This window comes from Winogradskyella marina (assembly GCF_015645385.1).
GTDB lineage: Bacteria > Bacteroidota > Bacteroidia > Flavobacteriales > Flavobacteriaceae > Winogradskyella > Winogradskyella marina.
This window is the reverse complement of record NZ_JADOET010000010.1, coordinates 1-17,232: the sequence shown is the minus strand read 5'-3', so window position 1 is coordinate 17,232 and position 17,232 is coordinate 1. Positions and strand designations below refer to the sequence as shown.

The following is a 17,232-nucleotide window of genomic DNA, read 5'->3' as shown; positions in this document are numbered from 1 at the left end:
TTTATTTTGATTTTGTATTAATATATTTTCCAACAAAAACAGCTATAACAATGGCAAGGTAAAACTGTCCGATGATATTCATAACAAGTGTAAGCGATTGTGAAGGAGCTGTCAGTGGCGTAATATCCCCATAACCAACCGTAGTAATACTTATAAAACTAAAATAGTAAAAGCTAAAGCCAGAAAACCCTTTAATGAGTTCAAATGAATTTGAATCAAAGAAATTAATAGTTTCAAACAGAATCCCACCAAGTATGCCTAAATAAAGAAATCCTAATAATGGTCCTAAAATAAACTGTAAGCTAATCTCCTTTACTTTTAATAATTGCCGTATTAAAATGACACAGAAGCACGCAAATAACAAAAACGAAAAAACCAATCTACATATTAAAATAAGTTGAGAGTTTTCATTAGACAGTTCTAACCAAATAGCGGCTAACGTTAAAATCCCTAAAATGTAGGTCGTTAGTTTTGCTAATTTCTTAGACGCCAGTAATGCGCTACTTAAAATAACCAAAGTATAATTTATAACAACAACATAAGCAGGACTAAAGCCACTCAAAGCCATATGTATAGGAGTCAACAAAAAATTAAAAGTGGCCAAGAGCGCAATAAAATACTTATATCTCGTGACGTTCTTCCAGTTAATTATTGATTGTAACTCCATTTGATATTATAAATTAGCTTCAAGTGTTATTACTTCTCCTTTTCGCAACACTTCAATAAGTACTTGGCCGCCAACCTTAAGATTATCAATTTGCGTTTTAATCGTACCCAAGTCGTGAGGTGAATTACAACTTAATCCTTGAATACTTAATATAATATCTCCGCCTAACCATAGATTCTGACCTAATATTTCCGCTTGAAAAACACCAGGCTTCAACCCAATTTTATCTGCAAAAGAATTAGGGGTTACACGTTGCACTAAGACTCCTGATTTTTGTGGTGTATTAAAAACTCCTGCTAAGCCTTCGCTTAATAAAACACCATCAAACCCTGTCCAAAAACTATTAACATCAAATAAAACCTTCTTTGCCGTATCAATATCCACAGCAAATCCAAGACCTTCAAACCCTCCACTATTAGATAATATAAAACTAACAATACCAATAACTTCACCCTTTAGGTTAAACATTGGTCCACCTGAGTTGCCTTGATTTATAGACGCATCGGTTTGTATAAAACCAGCCACCTCACCATTAGAAACCATGTTTTTATCCATCTTACGACTAATGTGACCAACAGATAAAGAATGCTCAAGGCCACGAGGTGCGCCTATAATAAGAATCTGCTCTCCAATTTTTGAATTACTAGAATCGCCTACGGTTGCCGGTTTTAGGTTGGGTGGTACTACTCTTAATTTAAGAAGTGCTACATCTGCTGCAGTGGAACTTGAGATGACATCAGCAGGCATAGTCGTACCATCTTGAAATTTAACCGAGATTTTATTTGCAGACTCAACAACATGTGACGCTGTAATAATAAACCCTTCTTTATTAATGATAACGCCAGATCCTAAACCACCTGTACTTGTTAATTGCCTGTCTTTTACTTTATATTCTACAACTTCTATAGTGACAACTGACGGATCAAGTTGTTCAAATAACAGCGATAAGTCTTGGGCATTTACACTTGAAGTCACACATAGTATCACCAAGAAAAATATGCTTTTAATTTTATTCATAATAATTAGTTTAAGTTTATATCTAATGTTCTACGATAGCAACGTAATGTGCCTGCTACTTTTTGAAAAAATACTCGAGAAAGATTAACTGTAGCATTTACTTCAATCTTTCCCTTATCTTTTTTTATAAAGCGCTACAATTATTTATTAAAATCGTACTGCTTTTAAGCATTCATTTTGGCCCAAGCCGTATTCGCTAAAGTTCTTAATTCCTCTGGCCTTTTAACTCATTGTCTTTTAGCTTCTATAATGTCGAATAACATTCTTGTAAAAAGATATAACTTTCCTTCTCTAACTTCCCAACTTTTAGGATTAGGATTAGGATCTAGCTGTTTACCTTCAGACATTGCAATGGCACAAAACCCACCGTATTCTGGTGTATATGATTCTGATGATTTTTCAAATTTTTCTTTATGCTCTAATGAGGCAAAACGATATTTTGCATCGTTATAAGCTGAAGTATAAGACGAATTTCCCTTTTTAGGATTTTCGTTAAAGAATGATACCACGTCATATCCTTGTGCTGCAATTCCGTCTTTTAAATTTTATTTATATTAAAGTGGCATCAGTAATGATTTCTAATAAAGCAGGGCCATTATGATCTCTTAGCTGTTCTAAAGCGGGTAGGAGCTCTTCTTTTTTAGTAACTCTTATACCTAGTGCTCCACAGTTTTGGGCATATTTAGAAAAGTTAGCATTGTGTAAAGAGGTTTTCCAAACATCTAATTCTGCTGCTTTTTGTTCTTTTGAAATTTTTCCAATTTCTGAATTGTTAAGCAATACGTGCTTAATGTTCATATTGTATTTCACCAATGTCATCATTTCACCTAAATACTGTCCGAAACCACCATCACCAGAAACCGACCAAATGGGTCTGTCTTTTCCTTGCGCTGCCCAAGCTCCCATTGCCGCAGGTAATGAAAAACCTATAGACCCTAAATAACCAGACATTAAAACCGATTGATTTTTAGGCTCAAAATAACGTCCAAAAGAGTAGGTGTTATTCCCAACATCTACAGCCATAACGGCATTGTCTGGAACCACTTTATTCATAGCTTCAAAAACAGTAATAGAACTTAATCCAACGTTACTTTCGTCTTTTAATCGACTTGCTTTTTCTTCTTGCCAAATGGCCCAACGCTCAGCAATCTCTGGTCTTCTGTCGACTGTATTCAGTTTTCCTTGCGTTTGTTCTTCTATTAATGCTAAAGTTTCTGAAATTTCTCCCCAAAGTCCAGCATCTACTTTATGAAACTTACTTAAAGCTGCAGGATCGTAGTCCACCTGAATAATTGGTTTCTTAGGGGTAATACCTGTATGGTTTGAAAATGAAGCTCCAAAGACTAGTAATAAGTCGCTTTCATTCATAAACCAAGAAGCTATTGGTGTTCCGCTTCGTCCAAGTACACCACAACCTAATGCATGATTATCGGCTATTAAGCCTTTTCCTTTAAACGTTGTAATTATTGGACAGTTTAATTGTTCTGCGAAAGCGGTAATTGCATCCATATGAAAACGTGCCCCATGGCCAACAATAATAGCTGGCATTTTAGCATTTTCTAACATGCCAACTGCCTTTGCGACCATTTGCCTTGGTGGCGAAATATTCATAGGTGTTATTCTATTTTCTGGTGTTTGCGCTTCTTCTCCTTCTGGTTTGGGCATAAACGCAACCTCATCTGGAAATGTTATATGCGAAACATCTCTGTTTAATAAAGCACTTTTTATAGCTAAACTCATTAACTCGCTATGTTTTGAGTTTTGTTGTACGCTATGATTAAAATTAGCTACCGTTTGAAACGCACCTACCAAATCTACTTCTTGAAACGCACCTGTGCCCAATACTTGCGTATTTACTTGACCAGACAACACTAACATTGGTGAGCGGTCTACTTTAGCATCCCACATGCCTGTAAACATATTGGTAGACCCTGGACCTGCAATACCAAAACAAACAGCAGGTTTCCCCATTAACTTTCCATAAGCTGAAGCTGCAAAAGCGGCTGCTCCTTCATGACGAATACCAAAAAACTGAAATTTATCTTGTTGCTCTAAACGCATCATAGCATCGGCAACCGCAAGATTAGAATGGCCAACCATACCAAAACCGGTGTCAACGCCCCAATTTACCATAGTCTGCATCATCACATCCGAGATGGTATCTTGATGTGCTTCTTCTTCTAAAACACCAACAAAAATTTCGTCACCTTCTTCTTTTACTTCAAAAGTTGTAACACCATCATCAAAACCTCCAGGTGGTAAACCAGAACAGGGATGAAAATCCCAACCGTGCCAAGGACAACGTAGCATCCCGTTCTCAATAGAACCTTCCCCTAATGGGCCACCTTGATGCGGACATTTATTATCTAATGCCGAAAACTTACCATCATAATGTGTTAAACAAATACCTTGATGACCTGCGGTTACCGTCTGTACACGCCCTTCTGGTAAAGTTTTTTTATCTTTTAATACACGATACCATTTTGTTGTTTTCTTCATAATATTTTAGATTTAATCTTGTTTATTTTTAAATTGGTTTTGACGAATGCTTACAGCTCTAAACGAATAGATAATCAAAGAAATAAGCCCAATGAGCGCGAAAATAATTGCCAAAACACTGATGTATAAAGAGGCTTTATCTATGGTATACAAACCGTTACCAACTGCAGAAACTAATAAAAGAGCGACGGCAACATAGAAAAATACCATGGCCATATTTAGCAATTTCAATTGCTTTAATTTTATAACAATGGTCGCTTCTTGTTTAGAATTTTCAATCATGGCATCTATTTCATTACTTAAGGTGACCATTAAGTTTGAAGTCGATAAAATAAGTAGTCCCAAGCCCGGCACAATTGTAATTGGTAAATACCAGTTTTCCATGTTTCTATTTTAAATGATTACGCACACCGTAACTTGCTAATACACCTTCACCAGTCGCTGCAGCAACTTGTGCGATTGCGCCTTCACGACAATCACCAGCAGCAAAAACACCAGGTACATTGGTTTCCCCTAAAGCAGTTGTGGTAATAAATCCGTTTTTATTTAAGTCAATAACACCTTTTACACTCGTTGTGTTTGGAATTAACCCTATAAAGATGAAAGCACCATCTGCCGTTAATTCTTCAACCTCTCCAGTGGTTTTATCTTTAACCTCCAAGCCTTTAAAATTGCCTTTTTCATCTTTGGTAAACGCTAAAGATGCTTTATTCAAATGGGTTTCAATATTTTTTATAGAAGGTAGTTTTTCAATATAGGTTTCCGAAGCTGAAAATGCTGTACCACGATTAACAATGGTTACTTTTTTACAAAAGCCAGCTAAAAAGATACCTTCTTCCAAAGCACTATTTCCGCCTCCAATAACAATAACGTCTTTATCTCTATAAAAAGCACCGTCACAGGTAGCACAAAAATGAATACCTGCACCAATTAAATCTTCTTCATTGGTAATCCCTAATTTTCGGTAAGTAGACCCTAAAGCTAAAACCACAGATTTACTTTGGTATGTGCCCATATTAGATTCAATATCAAATAGGTTTCCGTTTTTAGAAATGCTTTTTACCTCGACACCAGTTTCAATACTTGCGCCGTACACCTTGGCTTGTTCTGCCATACGTTGCATTAATTTAGGACCAGAAATTTCTGTAAAACCAGGATAGTTTTCAATTTTTTGCGTTAAAAAGGCATTCCCACCAATATTCTTTTTTTCAAGAATTAAAGAACTAAATCGATCGCGTTGAATGTAAATAGAAGCCGTTAATCCTGCGGCACCAGCACCAACAATAATACTATCGTAAACCTTTTTCTCTGATTCTTTACCAATATGTAATACGCTTTTTAAAATCGAATTATCTGGATTGGTATAGCTTTTATCTCCAATAAATAGGGTAGGAATAATACGTTTTCCATTATTAATTTCTTCTACTTTTTTGGCTGCCCAATCGTATTTATCGACTTCTATATATTGAAAATTAATATGATTGTCTTGTAAATAGCCTTTTGCTCTCTGGCAATCTGGACACCAATCAGCGCCATATAAAATAACACGACCTGCGTCATTAATCCCTAATACATTTGCTAAAACACTATTATCGGGATTGGTATATGGTTTTTCGTTAATTAGAAGGGTTGGTATAATGCGTTTGCCATTATTAATACCTTCTACACGAGCGGTTGCAGCTTTATCTAAATCGACATCGATAAAGTTAAAATCGACATTATTCTCTTTTAAATATGCTTTTGCTCTTTGGCAATCAGGACACCAATCGGCACCATATAAATCTATAGTATTCATTATGAATTGTTCTTAAGTTGAGTTATGGCATCTTCAAAAAACGCAACACCATCGGCTACTACGATATTATCGGCATTGAGAATTGCACCAGTAAATCCACCTGATTTCCATTCTCCAGATGCTAATTTTGGTAATTGAGACGTGTCAATTGTTTTTCCATTTTTGTAGCCTGAGATATATAAATAATGTTTCTGGCTAACAGTATCAGGAATTGCCAATCCTAGTCCTATAGTAATATCAGAGTCGGGTAGTGGGCTATAAAGACCAGAATCAAAGTGATGTGGCCAAACTCTAATTGAGGTCTTAAGATTATAGTTTTGATCTATTTTTTCAAGAACCAATTCCGCTAACTCACGTAGGTTTTTTAGCGCCAATAATCGGTCGGCATCCAATAATTCAAACGTAAATGAATCGTCTATACTGTAAGGTAAATCGTAATGAAACGCATACTGATACGTTTTATTTAAATGGGCTTTAGAGGTATCCGCTAACCAACTTAAAGCTTCAGCATGCGTAGCACCATCTAGTTCAAAAGTTGTAGTTCCCTTTTTCGATGTCCATTGTAAAGCGAACTTGTTATAATCTAAACATAATTGATCGTCGTTTTCTGAAAGAATATGTGTACATAGTCTTCCTGTGGCGTTATCAAACCCTAAGTTAGTATGACTATCGTCTGGTTGTTTTTCTAAAAAGCTTATTCCCGTTGCAGCTAAATATTGTGCTGCTAAATGCATTTGTTTTTCCATAGTATATTGTTTTGTTTTTTATCTTAATCCTGCGTAATTGATTCCTGTTAAATAGTGCATATCTCTATCGTATGTTGATAAATCATCGTGATTAAATTTTGTGACATCATCATAACCACAAGAACGTGCAACCACTCTAATTAAATCGTTGGTTGCTTCAAAGTAATTTTGAAGTTGCTTCGCCGAAGAATCTATAATTAAACGACTACGTAACGATTCTTTTTGCGTGGCAATACCAACAGGGCAGTTGTTAGATCCGCAAGCACGCATCCCTAAACAACCAATAGCTTGTAAAGCAGAATTAGATACTGCAATAGCATCGGCACCCAACATTAGGGCTTTTGCAAAATCTTCTGCGACACGTAAGCCTCCTGTAATAACTAAAGTAACACCTGTAGCACCAACCTTATCCATATATGCTCGTGCTCGTGCTAATGCCGGAATGGTTGGGACATTAATATGATCTCTTAAAATAGTAGGAGCAGAGCCTGTTCCGCCACCACGACCATCGAGAATAATATAATCCACACCAACATCTAGGGCGAACTGAATATCTTTCTCAATATGACTTGCCGCAATTTTAAACCCGATAGGAATTCCTCCTGTGCGCTCTCTTACGCGATCGGCAAATACTTTAAAATCTTCAATCGTGTGAAAATTTGGATTAGCTGCTGGAGAAATAGCCGTTTCACCTTGCTTTAAACCTCTAACTTCAGCAATTTCTTTACTTACTTTATTACCTGGTAAATGCCCACCTGTTCCTGTTTTTGCGCCTTGACCTCCTTTAAAATGAAAGGCCTGTACGTTATCTAATTTATCCCAAGAAAACCCAAATTGCGCCGAAGCTAATTCGTAAAAATATTTTGAATTACTCGCTTGCTCTTCGGGTAACATACCTCCTTCACCAGAACAAATTCCTGTTCCAGCTAATTGTGCTCCTTTTGATAAGGCTATTTTAGCTTCGCGAGATAAGGCCCCAAAACTCATATCGCTTACAAAAAGCGGCATATCTAATTCTAAGGGCTTCTTTGCATTTGGACCAATAACCACCTTAGTAGCTACATCTTCATGATCTAATAAAGGTCTTGATGCTAATTGCGCTGGTAAAAACTGGATATCGTTCCATTGAGGAAGCGTGTTTCTATCGACTCCCATAGACGCCGAAAACCCGTGATGCCCTATATTTTTTAATCCGTTTGTAGCCAGTTCTTTAATATAACCTGTGTAGGGTTCTGTGTCTTCAGGATGCGTATCGGCATAAGCTCCTAAATACGCATCACGATTAAAGGGTTGCGGACTGTTGACTAAATAGGCATCAATTTCAAATTCATCAACCATTAAATCATCTCCTTCAATTTTCGTAGAAAACTTATGAAGGACTTCTTTATTATTATATTCTGAAACTCCAGAATCTACTCTGTAATCCCATCCGTGTACACCACAGATAAGATTGTCTCCATCTACGTGACCGTCTGACATTAATGCGCCTCTGTGCAAACATCTTCCGTAGAGTACAGAAATAGCATCATCGAATTTTACGATGACTAAATCCAACCCATTTACAAGGGCGTGTTCTGGCTGTTTATTCTCTAATTGACTTACTTGAGCAATTACTATTGGTTTTTTCATGTTATTAAGGTATATGTTACTATATTATTTAAAAAGCGAAGCCTAATACAAAAGCGATTCTTCCACCGTCACTACTACCATAATAACCTAAGTTAGCTGTAAATGTTTCTAAACCACTAACCCAAAAAGAACCACCAACACTATTGTGCCATTTATCTGATGTATCATCTTCTACCCAAACACGACCATAATCAAACCCACCTGTGATACCATATTTTAGAGGGAGAACACTCGTCTTAAACTTTCCTAATAGTACTCTTAGATCTGTATTGTGATAGGCGGCGTATTTACCAGTAAAGCGTTCTTTTCTAAAGCCTCGTAAGTTCTCGCCACCACCTAATTGTGCAGCGTGATACAATTCAAAATCATCACCAAAAATAGCTTCACCACCTAATTTTGTAGCCAATACTAAACTGGCGCTTTTGTTTAACCTATGGTTCAAGGCTAAATGAGGTTTAAGATAACCAAATTTATTATCAATAGCACTATCATCTACATTTACTTTATAACCTGCCGTAAGGCCAACATCTAATCCCATGGTTGGATAAGAGACGTCATCTTTGTTTTTGAAACTATAATCCACTTCAGCACCTGCATAGGTTTGTCTATCAAATAGGGAAGCAGTTGCTGGTAAATTATTAATGAATCTATCCGATACATTTTCAACTTCAAAAGACTCTATCAAAGGCTTAAAGTAAAAAGAACCTCCGTCTCTACCACGCCATATTAATGAAATGGCAGCACTATATTCTTTGATGCTTACACGATTAAAATCGATGTCTACGTCATCTTTATCGTACGTTGTTTCATTTCCAAATCCAAAAAAGTTTTGTGCAAAATTTGGACTGGTATGTTTGGCTTCTACAGCAAAATTCCAATTATGAAAAATGTTTGAAAACTCTCCTTTATAAGACACATCATAACCTGAATTCCCGGTGTAATAAGATGCGCTTAATGAATGTCTTGTAGTAAATGGGTTACGTTGTAAGCCATAGGTGGTAAAGTTATTTACAAAACCAATACGTAAACCATCATCTGGGTTGGCGCCTAGAATTGGTAAAAATTGATTCATGCTATATTTACGTTTTTTATAATCGTAATTATTTATACCATAGTCATCTACTAACCATTTCTTAGAGCGTTTGTTCACTATAGTATTGTTTTTACCTTTATAATCGTAAAGCTTCACCTTTTTTGTATTCTCAAAATTATAGGTGTCATTTTTCTTCCCACCCATAATCTTAATCGTAATTAAATCATTGCCTTCACCAGTAACATTAAAAGTATCTTTTCCGTCCAAACCATAAATCCAAATTTCTTTGGTTTCATCTTTGGTAAACGTTCTTTCAAAAATCCCATGGTCTTTTCTTTGAACGACTATAGTGGTTCTACCATCTGGATGTCTTGTAATGTCAAACGCATCCGATTTTTGCGTTCCGGTAATCACTTCGTGCTTATTAACATACTCATAGTAAGTACGTGCTATAGCAACAATATTACCACGTCTACCTTTTAGCTTTCTCTTAATTTCTTCAATGGTAGCGCCTTTAACTTCATCAGGAACATTCTCAAAGGCTTTTTCTATAACTTCATCTGTGATGCCTGTCTGCAAGGTTTGTGCTTCTCGCTCCCATTCGGCCCAATTAGATTGATTGATAAAAGTCATATCTAAAGGATAAGGCTCAAAACTAAACCACTTAGGACTTGGTAATTCATCGTCAAACGATTGCATCATACGCAAACTTGGTACTGCACAACGCAGAAAACCTAATAGACTGCCGTCAAAAACCGAAAAGGCTTGATCTCTATCTCTTGGAATAGGTTTGCATATTTCGGTACCGTCTTCCTTTTCAAAAAGGGCCCAGCGCCATTGATCTTCGTGCCTGTCCCAATCTCCAATAAGCATATCAAAAAGTCGTGCTCTAATATATGAAGGTTCATCTACGATAGATTTTCCTGATTTATTGATTTCTTGTAGCACATCGCTAGTACTTAAAATCGTTTTAGGTTTACCAAAGCTTTCTAAATCGCTATGTCCAGATTCTACACGTTCTTCTATAATATAAAGCTCATCACCATATTCATCATTAAACTCTCCTAAACTACTGTGTTTTGGAATGTAATACAGCTCTGGGTTGGTATGAAAAATATCCACAGCATCGGCAAGTGTCCCTATCGTTGTTGGGGTGTAAGGGTGTGCTGTGGTATAAAAATCTAATAGAAAACTATCGGCAAAACTGCCTTCTAAATCCTCTTCTACATACTTATCTTGAAAGGCAGTAGATTGCAAAAATTTAATAGCACTTTTACGTAAGGCGCGCATAACATAATGCTTACCATCTTTATCCTCTAATCGTAACGATTTAGATTGGTGACCACCACCACGTCTAATAGGTGTTAAGCCTCCTTTTAACGTGTCTATAAAAGCCACAGGTGCATTTACGGCTTTACTGTAAAATTCTCTATAATGTTTTCCCCAAAGCCCCTGATAAGCCTTGCTCTTTTCTGTTTCTTCCGATGAATAAACAGAAGCGCTATAAGTAGCACCAAAACTAGCTCTGTCTTTAAAATCAGTACGTATATCATCTGCAACAGGGACAATAACCTCAGTGGTGTAAGTGGTTGTTATACCTTGAAACGTCACACTGACGGTACCTCCTTTATAAATATCAATTCGTGCATAGCCATTTTCGCTAGTGCTAAAATCACTTTCGTTTTTTGAGTGCGCCTTTTTTGTTTTTCCTGCTGCACCACTTATAATTTGAGGCACACCAAAGTTGTTAATGTACTGTAAGTTTTTATCGTGTCCGGAAACAAAGAAGATGTTTTCGGTTTGTCGCGCTAAGGTAATCAGTCTATTTCTAAATTTTCTGTTTTGTTTGTTCTGAAAATCGTGTAAAGTGGTACCTCCTGTTCGTGCTAATAAGCCGTCTGTTGTATTAGAAAAGATAGCGTGGTGCATGGCTACCATTATCGTTTTTCCTTGAGATTTTTTTAGCATACTCTCAAACTCTAAGAAAAACTCGGTTCTGTTTTTAATATCGCAATCTTCGTTGAGGTAAATATGGTCGTTCCAATCTTCAAGATACCATTGCGAATCAATAGTAATTAAAACAACATCATCGGTAAGATCCGTCTTTTTAATAGGACAACCTTCATCTGGATAGAATTTGGCCTTACTATTTTTCTGAATATAATCTTCAATAGCTCTAACATCTCTATGGCCATTAACAGCCCATTCTTGGTGTCCTGGTGTAAAAATCACTTTACCATCAAAGGATTTTAAGACCGCTAACTGAGCACTTATTTGTGGTTTTGCCTCTTTTGAGTAGCCTGCTTTAGATACAATATTACCTAATATCAGTAATTTTGTGTCCTCTAATGTTTTAGCTTCTTCTGTAATTTTAGTGAGTACAGCATTAGCTTTTGTCGTACCAGTATTTGCCGTAACAAAAACCGATGTTTCCAGTTCTTGACCTAATGCAAAACAACTGACTAACATGAGTATACCTAGTATACTAATCTTGGTTGGGTTAATAGTTTTCATATTATTTTTGTTTATTAGTTTTTAAATGATAAATCTTAAGGAGTATTAAACTGCTAAAAAGCACTAACGAATAGTAACACATAGGTGTACCAGACGCTGTTTTAGGACATTCTGCATGTCCTGTAAATTGCATTATAGAGGCCACTAAAGCAATGCTACCGGCTAAGCCTGTGAATACATAATACAGCACATTCCATTTTTTAAACAGGTGCGCTACAAGTGGAATGGTAAAACAGATGAAGACCACCAAGCACATAGGGACGTGCAGTAGTTTCGGGCAGCCCTCACCAGTTTTGAATTCTTCAAGAACTAAGGCTCCAGATCCAAATAATCCTATAATGAGGATCACAAGAATGCTGTAATATGTAATTTGCTTTAACATTAGTCTTTGGTTCTACACGTTGGGCACTCTAAACCTCGTACAGTGCTCTTTAGTTTAATCCCATTCATATGGGTTACTATAAAATCTTGTACAAATGCATAATTAGCGCTGTGATTATTAACCGTTATTTGTGCGTCTTTATACTTATCTCTAATTAGGTTATCATACTCTTGATCTCCCCAACAATTAGGACAGTAGTCCTGAGATAATTCAGAGATGTCTTTTTGATTATTTTGACCAAATAATTGCTTTATAAAATTCATTTTTACGTGTTGTCTTTAATGTTTAATTCTAGGTTTTATTTTAAAATAATTGTTGTTTTTATTTAGCATATTTTAATTGAAATAGGGTATAAAACACCCACCCTTAACATCGTATAAATACCATGTTAACGCATCACAATCCTATTATTAGACAAGTTACTGCCTTATGTTAATTAAGAAAAGCTTTATTTTTTCAATAGTTACTTTGCGCGACATTGTAGGTTTAATGTCTACTCTTCAATGGCTTCTGCGCTCTCCAAAAGTGCGTTTTGTTTTTCAAGTTCGGCTGTCAAACTAATTACACTATTAATGATTGGGGTATCAATACTAATAACCTCATCATTGGTCAACCATATCGTCACATTAGAAATGGTCGTTTCGTCTCCTAATCCAAATTGAAGCAATGCCGTTTGATCACTAGCTAATCCTTCACCTGAAACGAGCCAATCTGTCAATGTTTTTGTTGGTGTAGTTACAGTAACTTTAGCACCTTGTACCTGTATCGATTCTCCTAAATCAACCTGTAGGTAATTATGAGTCCCCCCTTTATTTATATAGGCTAATGATGGTGTATCAATATTCACCCATATCATATCTAAATAGCCATCTTGATTAAAATCGCTCACTAAAGACGTAATGCCATAATACGGATTAACAAGTCCACTTTTGTCTTCTGTTGGTGCAAAGGTGCCATCGTTTTTTTGGATGAGTACGCGACTTGGTAATGTAAACAATTTACTAGGGGGGAAGTCTACATAATTTTCGGCCACCATTAAATCTTGTAAACCGTCGTTATTAAGATCTGCAAAGGTACAACCCCATGCAAATTCGTAATCGGCTATTTTAGCTGTCGCCGCCACATCGGTAAATTTAAAATCTCCTTGGTTTTCAAAAAGCATCCATTTGTCTATAAATAAAGACGTGTTTTTTATATCACCTCGTGCTATTTTATTGGGCAATGTGCTTCCGGTGTTCGAAAACATAAAGTCTACCCAACCATCATTATTATAATCCCCAACGGCGAGTCCCATAGGGTAAGCAAATCGTTTGGTCATTGGGTTGGCTTTCATTGTAAACGTTAAATCCCCATTATTTTTATAAGTACGCACTTCGCCTGTATCATGCACCACTACTAAATCTTGCCATGTATCATTATCGATATCTACAAAAACACCTTGAAATGTATTATGAACATAGTCTAAACCTGCTGCTTTGGTAATACTTTTAAAGGTATTATCTCCATTATTAAGCAACAATTCGCTTGTAGAACCATAATTGTAATCTTCAAAAATATTCTGCCCTTCCATCAATTCCTTTTTAAGGTAAGTGGCTAAAAAGATATCCAAATCGCCATCTTTGTCAATATCGGCTACTGTAATTCCGGCAGGATTAGATTTAGCATTCACTGGCGTATCGATGAGCACCTCTGTAAACCTGCCATTGGTGTTGTAATACAAATGAAGTCCGTCTTCACGACTCAATATAAGGTCTGTAAATCCGTTGTTATCAAAATCGGCAGATACAGCACCAACCGTTGTAGAGCTGTTTCCCTTTTTAGGTAAATTAACCTCCGTAGAAATATCTACAAATGCATTATTACGATACGCAAAAATAGCATCCTCTTGCAGCATACCGCCACCAAAAAAGACTTCATCAACAGTATCATTATTAATATCAATTAATGCTGAAGGGGCAATAGGTAATGATTTTTCCCCATGATATTGATGTACAAAATCTAAAGGTATAGGGCTGAATGTAGGAATGTCTTTATCCGAAATACTAATATCGTATTTATCTGAAACCGAGTCGTGATAGAAAAAAACCACGATAAATAAAAGGACCAGGACGACAGCAATGCTTAATAGTTTTAATACAGTCTTAATGAATTTCATGAGATTTGGTTTTTAGTTGGTATAGTGATAATGTAAACAGTATGAAGTGTGTAACATTCATGGCAATTGGTGCGAGATGTTTAGCTAAACCACTAGCCCAAAACATGGTTGAAAATACTAAGAGTAGAATCACAATAGGATTAAAAATAGCCATCCATTTTCTATAATACGTGCCGCCTTTTAATATAGCAACAACAAACACTACCGACAGTGTTGCGATAATAACCCGTAACGCTTGCACCAAGACTTCCATATGATCGGTGTAATGGGTGAGTAGATGTTGGTACGTCGAAGCATCCATGGCATCCTTTAAATGAACAATATGACCTATAGACGCACGTGAGCCTATCCAAATACCACCAACGGCAAAAGCAATAAAACCAATGGCTAAAACGAGTCTTGCTAACATCTCGTTACCAGATTTAAGCATTCTATAGATGTGAATATATCCAGCAAAATAAAAAGGTAATCCTATAACAGCCAAGAAATGGCCTGTGGTAAGATGCTCGAGTGGTACATATTTAAAAAATTCGTAGTCTGCTGCGTGACCTAAAATCTCTGGTGAATAATGCAAAAAGTATTCGCCCAGTCCTACAAGAATAGAAGCGAGAAGGCCTAAATAGCCTAAAATTTTGGTCAGTTTCATTTAGTTGTTAATAAGTTGGTTCCCGGATTTGTCGAGAGCTGTTAAAATTCCTTTCAAAATAAAATAAATCACTATGCCTAAAGGGATTGCCGTAAGCAACCAACCTATAGAGCCGCATAATAACTCATATGACAGTTCACCTACTGTCCCCCAAAAACTAGTATCATAACTTGTTTTAATAGCATTAAAAGAGAGTAGGGTATGTTCAGTTCCAATGACAGAAGCTCCAATATTTATAAAAGGAATTAGAACTAACAGTTTTAAAGGTTCTATAATATAACTAAAGACAATCATTACGGGTAAATTGAGTCTAAACGATAGCGCTAAACATGTTAACACTATAGTGCTAACTCCAAATATTGGAAAAACAGAAACCACAGCAGAGACCACTACACTTAAAGCTAACTGCTTAGGTGTTAGCCCTTGTTTCAGTAATGCCATAAATTTATCCCATATCTTAATCAGCTTAGTTGTCATCTATTCTAATTCAAAGTAATCGTCTCATGGTCTTTAATACATATAGCCATTCTAACTGCGCGGTTAGAATGTAGATAAAAAAATTAGAGCCCTTTAAATATGTTTTCTATATAGTTCTCTAATTGACTGTGAGTACACACTTTAGAAGCCGATGATAAACCAATCATCGAAATCATTAGGTAGTCGGCTTGTGCTTCTGCAATCTTCTTTTCTTTACCATTTTTAAGCAGCAATTGATTACAAAACACATGTCTTAAATCATGTCTAAATTGTTCTACTTGTTCTACAATTTTTAGATCTGCGTTGGCATCTATTTCATTTAAGGTATTACCAATAAAACAACCTTTACCAAGGCCATTGCCTGCAGACAGTCGTAAAAACTTATAGAAATAAGCCTTTATAGCTAAAACAGCATCATTAGACGCTTCTATCTCTTTAATTAATATACCTACTCTTTGTCTATAGAGTTTTAAGCTTTCTATATAGAGACCGTCCTTACTGCCAAAGGTCGAATAAATAGAAAATTTATTAATGCCCATCTGTTTCTCTAGCATTTGCAATGAGGTATGTTCATAGCCTTTTACCCAAAACAAATGCATAGCTTTTTCTACGACATCTTCTTCTATATATTGTTTCTTTCTCGACATTTTTGCTAATAACAATGATGCTAACGGCGCTGTTAATTAATTCAAAATCTAGCGCTTAAAATAATGTAATCATCATTATTCTTTTATTTGGTACTTGATATAAACTTCACATTATAATCTATAACCCCTTCTTTTCTCATGGTACTTAACACATTACTTACCGTTTGCCTAGAGGTATTAGTAAGGTTGGCGATTTCTTTATGCGACAGTAAATTTTTGGCCGTATACGTCCCTTTGTCGTTTAGATTTCCAAACTCTTGCAAATAATCAAAAATAAATTCTCTAATTCTTGTAGTACTATCTTTATACAACAAATCGTGAAGTCGTCGTTCTAATTTCTGAATACGTAAACCATAAATTTTAAGCACCCCATTTTTCAAAGACTTATGTTTTTCCATAAGGTCTTCCATCTGGTCAGCTGCTATGTAACAGATCACACAGTCTTCTATAGCGTAAGCGAGCTCTTCAGTTGCCGCTTCTTTATTGTAAAGCGCAAGCTCTCCAAAGATATTACCGCGTTTTACCACATATTTTACAGCGTCATTAGTAGTATTTACAATTTTTACGCTACCTTTTTTAAGAAAGAAAATACTGTTTTTATGAGCATCATGAAGTGAGATCGCTTGTCCTTTTTCAATATTATCCATCTCTAGAATCTCACAGATCTTCATCATGTGCTGCATTCCTAGTTTTTTGAAAAGATTGAAACCTTCTAAAAACCAATACTTTGTAATCGCTTTCAAGTGTCGTAATAATTATATATCAAAGATAAGCTTTTTAACAATTCAATAATAACTTTAAATTTTCAATAGTTACTTTGGGCGACAATACCAATAAATTAAGGGTAGCGTTTTTATATGACTAATATCTTGCTAAACAATGCATCCTAATCGAACTCCAACCGTCAGTTCGAGTGTCACGTCTCTTTTCGGTCAGAATGCATCGAGAACCTTCACGTCAGTTCGAGTGTTTCTTAATGAGAAGTGCAACGAAGCATTAAGAAATGTATCGAGAACCTTATTAAA

At 36.0% G+C, this 17,232-nt stretch carries 16 protein-coding genes; all 16 read right to left on the bottom strand.

Annotated features, from left to right (window positions below; genetic code table 11):
- Window position 1 precedes the first annotated feature (1 nt).
- Window positions 2-667, bottom strand: coding sequence for a potassium channel family protein (locus tag ITJ86_RS11875; RefSeq protein WP_195871863.1), 666 nt, complete (start codon window positions 665-667; stop codon window positions 2-4).
- Between the two features lie 6 nt (window positions 668-673).
- A complete protein-coding gene (locus ITJ86_RS11870) occupies window positions 674-1,684 on the bottom strand; it encodes a S1C family serine protease (RefSeq protein ID WP_195871862.1) in 1,011 nt (336 codons plus the stop codon).
- Window positions 1,685-1,911: 227 nt separating this feature from the next.
- The gene (locus ITJ86_RS11865) at window positions 1,912-2,214 is read right to left on the bottom strand and encodes a YHS domain-containing (seleno)protein (RefSeq protein ID WP_317190627.1); all 303 of its coding nucleotides are present in this window, start codon (window positions 2,212-2,214) and stop codon (window positions 1,912-1,914) included.
- Window positions 2,215-2,233: 19 nt separating this feature from the next.
- Window positions 2,234-4,183, bottom strand: coding sequence for a thiamine pyrophosphate-dependent enzyme (locus ITJ86_RS11860; RefSeq protein ID WP_195871860.1), 1,950 nt, complete (start codon window positions 4,181-4,183; stop codon window positions 2,234-2,236).
- A 12-nt stretch (window positions 4,184-4,195) separates the two neighbouring features.
- A complete protein-coding gene (locus tag ITJ86_RS11855; protein WP_195871859.1) occupies window positions 4,196-4,567 on the bottom strand; it encodes a hypothetical protein in 372 nt (123 codons plus the stop codon).
- A gap of 4 nt (window positions 4,568-4,571) precedes the next feature.
- Window positions 4,572-5,978 carry an FAD-dependent oxidoreductase gene (locus ITJ86_RS11850; protein ID WP_195871858.1) on the bottom strand — a complete coding sequence of 469 codons (1,407 nt, stop codon included), beginning with the start codon at window positions 5,976-5,978 and terminating at the stop codon, window positions 4,572-4,574.
- Entirely contained in the window at window positions 5,978-6,724 is a 747-nt protein-coding gene (locus ITJ86_RS11845) for a hypothetical protein (protein ID WP_195871857.1), read from the bottom strand. Before ITJ86_RS11845 ends, ITJ86_RS11850 begins: the two co-directional genes overlap by 1 nt.
- Window positions 6,725-6,742: 18 nt before the next feature.
- Window positions 6,743-8,353: a glutamate synthase-related protein gene (locus ITJ86_RS11840; RefSeq protein ID WP_195871856.1), complete on the bottom strand. Its 1,611-nt coding sequence runs from the start codon at window positions 8,351-8,353 to the stop codon at window positions 6,743-6,745.
- A 28-nt stretch (window positions 8,354-8,381) separates the two neighbouring features.
- Window positions 8,382-11,900: a metallophosphoesterase family protein gene (locus ITJ86_RS11835; protein ID WP_195871855.1), complete on the bottom strand. Its 3,519-nt coding sequence runs from the start codon at window positions 11,898-11,900 to the stop codon at window positions 8,382-8,384.
- A gap of 1 nt (window position 11,901) precedes the next feature.
- Window positions 11,902-12,282, bottom strand: coding sequence for a hypothetical protein (locus tag ITJ86_RS11830; RefSeq protein WP_195871854.1), 381 nt, complete (start codon window positions 12,280-12,282; stop codon window positions 11,902-11,904).
- Window positions 12,282-12,545, bottom strand: a complete 264-nt coding sequence (locus ITJ86_RS11825) for a hypothetical protein (RefSeq protein WP_195871853.1) — start codon at window positions 12,543-12,545, stop codon at window positions 12,282-12,284. Before ITJ86_RS11825 ends, ITJ86_RS11830 begins: the two co-directional genes overlap by 1 nt.
- Before the next feature lie 230 nt (window positions 12,546-12,775).
- Entirely contained in the window at window positions 12,776-14,437 is a 1,662-nt protein-coding gene (locus ITJ86_RS11820; protein ID WP_195871852.1) for an FG-GAP repeat domain-containing protein, read from the bottom strand.
- Window positions 14,424-15,083, bottom strand: a complete 660-nt coding sequence (locus tag ITJ86_RS11815; RefSeq protein WP_195871851.1) for a DUF6796 family protein — start codon at window positions 15,081-15,083, stop codon at window positions 14,424-14,426. The genes ITJ86_RS11820 and ITJ86_RS11815 overlap by 14 nt, the downstream gene beginning before the upstream one ends.
- Window positions 15,084-15,524, bottom strand: a complete 441-nt coding sequence (locus ITJ86_RS11810; protein WP_195871850.1) for a DUF2062 domain-containing protein — start codon at window positions 15,522-15,524, stop codon at window positions 15,084-15,086. It abuts the gene before it with no gap.
- 119 nt (window positions 15,525-15,643) lie between these two features.
- A complete protein-coding gene (locus ITJ86_RS11805; protein ID WP_195871849.1) occupies window positions 15,644-16,207 on the bottom strand; it encodes a TetR/AcrR family transcriptional regulator in 564 nt (187 codons plus the stop codon).
- Window positions 16,208-16,290: 83 nt separating this feature from the next.
- The gene (locus tag ITJ86_RS11800) at window positions 16,291-16,881 is read right to left on the bottom strand and encodes a Crp/Fnr family transcriptional regulator (RefSeq protein ID WP_230080288.1); all 591 of its coding nucleotides are present in this window, start codon (window positions 16,879-16,881) and stop codon (window positions 16,291-16,293) included.
- Window positions 16,882-17,232: the final 351 nt, after the last annotated feature.